At 63.4% G+C, this 3,894-nt stretch carries 3 protein-coding genes; all 3 read left to right on the top strand.

Annotation, left to right across the window (positions count from 1 at the left end; translation table 11 throughout):
- Positions 1-345 precede the first annotated feature (345 nt).
- Positions 346-1,653, top strand: coding sequence for an ISL3 family transposase (locus tag Y704_RS0117680; protein ID WP_026551087.1), 1,308 nt, complete (start codon positions 346-348; stop codon positions 1,651-1,653).
- Positions 1,654-1,816: 163 nt separating this feature from the next.
- Entirely contained in the window at positions 1,817-3,373 is a 1,557-nt protein-coding gene (gene istA / locus Y704_RS0117675) for an IS21 family transposase (RefSeq protein WP_026551086.1), read from the top strand.
- Positions 3,370-3,894, top strand: a 525-nt coding sequence (locus Y704_RS0117670; protein ID WP_026551091.1) for an ATP-binding protein, incomplete at its 3' end; no start/stop codon positions are given. The genes istA and Y704_RS0117670, both read left to right, overlap by 4 nt.

Genomic DNA, 3,894 nt, shown 5'->3' with positions numbered 1-3,894 from the left:
GGGGGGGGGGGGGTATACGCCGTTCCATGCGCAGCAACTCGCCCGGCAGCGTCGCCTCCGACCGAGGGGAGGGAAGATCGCGTCGACGCCGGAATTGCGGGAGCAGATCCAGCAGCTCCTCGAGAAACGGTGGAGTCCTGCGCAGATCGCTTGGCATTTGAGAGCGACGTTCCCCACCGATGAACGGATGCAGGTGGCGCCGGAGACGATCTACCGAGACCTCTATAACTGGCTCTTCACGAATGAGGGTGTAGGCGGGGTGGGCGCGTCAGGGCGGGGTAGGGGTCGAGGTCTCCCGGAGGATGGAAGTTCTCACACTGACCAATCCGGCCGAAAGACCTCGACGTGCCCAACCCTACTTTCACGACTCCCGACCTGACGACGTTCTGTTCCCTCGACGAGCTCGGCTTGGTAGCCGTTGGACAGCATCTGGACCCGAATCGTGCCGTGCTGGAATGCCGCGTCGTTGAGCCAGACGGGTGGTGCCGCAGATGCGGTGTGGAGGGCGTGCCGCGAGACACCGTGGTGCGGGAACTCGCGCACGAGCCGTTCGGTCACCGGCCCACGACCTTGTTGGTGCGGGTACGCCGGTACCAGTGCTCGGGATGTCGGCGTGTGTGGCGTCAAGACACATCCAAGGCGGCTCGGCCACGGGAGAAGATCTCCCGCGGCGGACTGCGCTGGGCATTGGCCGGGGTCGTGGTCGATCACTTGACCGTCACCCGCGTCGCGGCCGGGCTGGGAGTGTCGTGGAGTGCTGCGAACGATGCTGTTCTCGCGGAGGGCAAGCGGCGGCTGATTGATGACCCGACCCGGTTCAAGGGGGTCACGACGATCGGGGTGGATGAGCATGTCTGGCGGCATACCCGACGCGGGGACAGGTACGTGACCGTGATCATTGATCTCACCCCGATCCGTGAGAAGACGGGCCCGGCACGGTTGCTGGACATGGTCGAGGGCCGATCCAAGGCCGTGTTCAAGGCCTGGCTCGCCGACCGACCGCAAGCGTGGCGGGACGGGGTGGAGGTGGTCGCGATGGACGGGTTCACCGGGTTCAAGACCGCCGCCTCTGAGGAGCTCCCCGACGCGGTTCCGGTGATGGATCCGTTCCATGTTGTTCGCCTCGCCGGGGACGGGTTGGACAGGTGCAGGCAACGAGTCCAACAGGCCACGATCGGACACCGTGGTCGAGCCGGCGACCCTCTCTACAAAGCCCGACGAACCCTGCATACCGGCGCTGACCTGCTCACCGATAAGCAGCGGGCCCGCCTGGAAGCCGTGTTCGCGAGCGAGGAGCACCTCGAGGTCGAAGCGACCTGGGGTATCTATCAGCGGATCGTCGCCGCCTACCGGGAACCGAACAAGACCCGAGGGAAGGAGATGATGCAGGCGGTCATCGACTCCGTCACCAGCGGCGTCCCCGCCGCGCTGACCGAGATCCGCCAGCTCGGACGGACACTGAAACAGCGCGCAGCCGACGTGCTCGCATTCTTCGACCGCCCCGGTACCAGCAACGGCCCCACGGAGGCGATCAATGGGCGACTCGAACACCTTCGCGGCTCCGCCCTCGGCTTCCGGAACCTCACCAACTACATCGCCCGATCCCTCCTGGAATCCGGCGGCTTCAGACCCCAACTACACCCTCATCCGTGAAGAGCTGAATATTCGCCTTTGTGGGCTCCGGTTGCGGGGCGGGTGAGCACCGCTGTTCAGTTTCGTGATGCGAGTTGTTCAGCACCACTGTCGGTGTGGTTGAGCACCATCTGAGAAGCTCCTTCCACCATGTGAGGGCCACGTGGTGGAAGGAGTACCGGTAATGGTACGGAAGATTAAAGCGAAGCTGGTTCTGCAGTTACGTAATCAAAACCTGTCGCGGCGAGCAATCGAGTCCGCGCATGGGATGTCCCGGCACAGTATTCAGGCGGTGCTCGATGCTGCGGACCGGCTGGGGCTTGGCTGGGGCGATGTCGCGGAGATGTCCGAGGCCGAAGTTTATGCGGCGTTGTTTCCTGGCCGAGGGGTCCGGGAAAGTGTTTTCGCGCAACCGGATTGGCCCCGGGTGCACCGGGAGCTGGCCCGGGTCGGGGTGACGTTGAAGCTGTTGCACCAGGAATACGTCGACACCACCGCCCAGGCAGGGCAGGCAGTGATGAGCTATGACCGGTTCTGTCGGCTCTACGGCGACTACGCGGCCGTAACGGGGGCGTCGTCGCGGGTTGGCCATAAGGCCGGCCGCAGTATCGAAGTCGACTGGTCAGGGCCCACGATGGAGCTTCTGGACCCGACCACGGGTGAGATTTCGAAGGTATATCTTTTTGTCGGCTGTCTGCCGTTCAGCAGATACGCGTTCGTTGAGGCGTGCCTGGACATGCGCCAGGAGTCGTGGCTACGCGCCCACGTGGCGATGTTCGCTTCCTTCGGCGGCACCGTCCCGCGCCTGGTGCCCGACAACCTGAAGACCGGGGTGATCTCCCATCCCCGCGAGGGTGAAGTCGTCCTCAACGACGCTTACCGGGAGATGGCCGCGCACTATTCGGCCGCGGTGCTACCGGGCAGAGTCCGGGCACCGAAAGATAAAGCGAGTGTTGAGAACACTGTCTCTCATGTTGCTACGTGGGTCATCGCGGGCTTGAGACACGAGCAGTTCACGTCCCTGGCGCAGCTGCGGGGCCGGATCCGAGAGCAGATCGATGCCTATAACCGGCAGCCGTTCCAGAAGCGGGACGGGTCTCGGCTGAGCGTGTTCACCACCGAGGAGCTACCGCTGATGCAACCGCTGCCGGCGGTTGCGTTTGAAATCAGTTCATGGGCTTATAAGCGCAAGGTCGGCAGGAACGGCCATGTGGTTTGGGCGAAGAACTTCTACTCCGTCCCTTTCACCCATATCGGTGCTCATGTGGACCTGCGCGTGACGGAAACCCTGTTGGAAATTTACCGGGGCGACGAACGTTTAACGAGTCACCTGTTACTGCCCGCGACGACAACGAACCGGTATCAGAGCAACGCTGCGGACCTTCCCGAAGGGCGCAGCTTCCAAGCCTGGACCCGTGCCCGGATCGATGAGTGGGCTGACCGGATAGGGCCGGCGACGGGGACAGTGATCGGCAAGATCTTCGAGTCCGTGTTCATCGAGGAAGCAGGCTACGACCCGGCGTTGGCAGTCTTGCGGCTCTCACGCCGGTTTTCCCCGGCCAGGGTGGAAGCGGCTTGCGCACTGGCTTTACGGGGACCGATCCGGTCACCGCGCTACGCGCATCTGCGGCCGATCCTTGACACCGGGCAGGACAAGATCGGGCATGTCCCGGACAGGCCGGAAAGTGATGATGGCGGATACGTCCGTGGCAATGCTTACTACGCTGGAGGGACCCGATGAGCCGGCTCGATGGAGAAACCAAACGCAAGCTCCGAGAGATGAACGCCAGCGAGTTGTTGGACGCGATCAACACTCAGGACGAGACGCTATCGATTGGCTTCTCCTTCGAGGAACGCGTCCGGTTGGTCGTCGATGACGCCTACTCCACGTTCACCCATTCCAAGATCGCTGGACTCATCCGGCGGGCGGGACTGCGTTACCCGAACGCGGACATGCGCCGCATCGACCTGGTAGACGAGCGCGGCCTGAACCAGCAGCTACTCAGTCAGCTCGGCACTTGCTCGTTCGTGGACCGGCAGCAAAACGTTGTCTTCCAGGGATTCACCGGATCAGGGAAGTCCTATCTGGGCTGCGCGATCGCCAAGCGCGCCTGCGAGAACAGGATCCGCGCCCACTACGTACGGATGCCGGACCTCGAGGACGCATGGGTAGCCGCGCAAGACACCCCCGGCGGGTCCGGGAAGTTCCTGCGAAAGTATGCGGCCTTCACCCTGTTAGTGATCGACGAATGGTTGCTGGAC

This window comes from Arthrobacter sp. Br18, from assembly GCF_000520555.1.
In the GTDB taxonomy this organism is placed as follows: Bacteria; Actinomycetota; Actinomycetes; order Actinomycetales; family Micrococcaceae; genus Arthrobacter_D.
This window is presented reverse-complemented; position numbering and strand designations above follow the sequence as displayed.

Coding starts and splice junctions, on each gene's coding strand:
- istA (WP_026551086.1), top strand. CDS start 1,817: ATGGTACGGAAGATTAAAGCGAAGCTGGTTCTGCAGTTACGTAATCAA.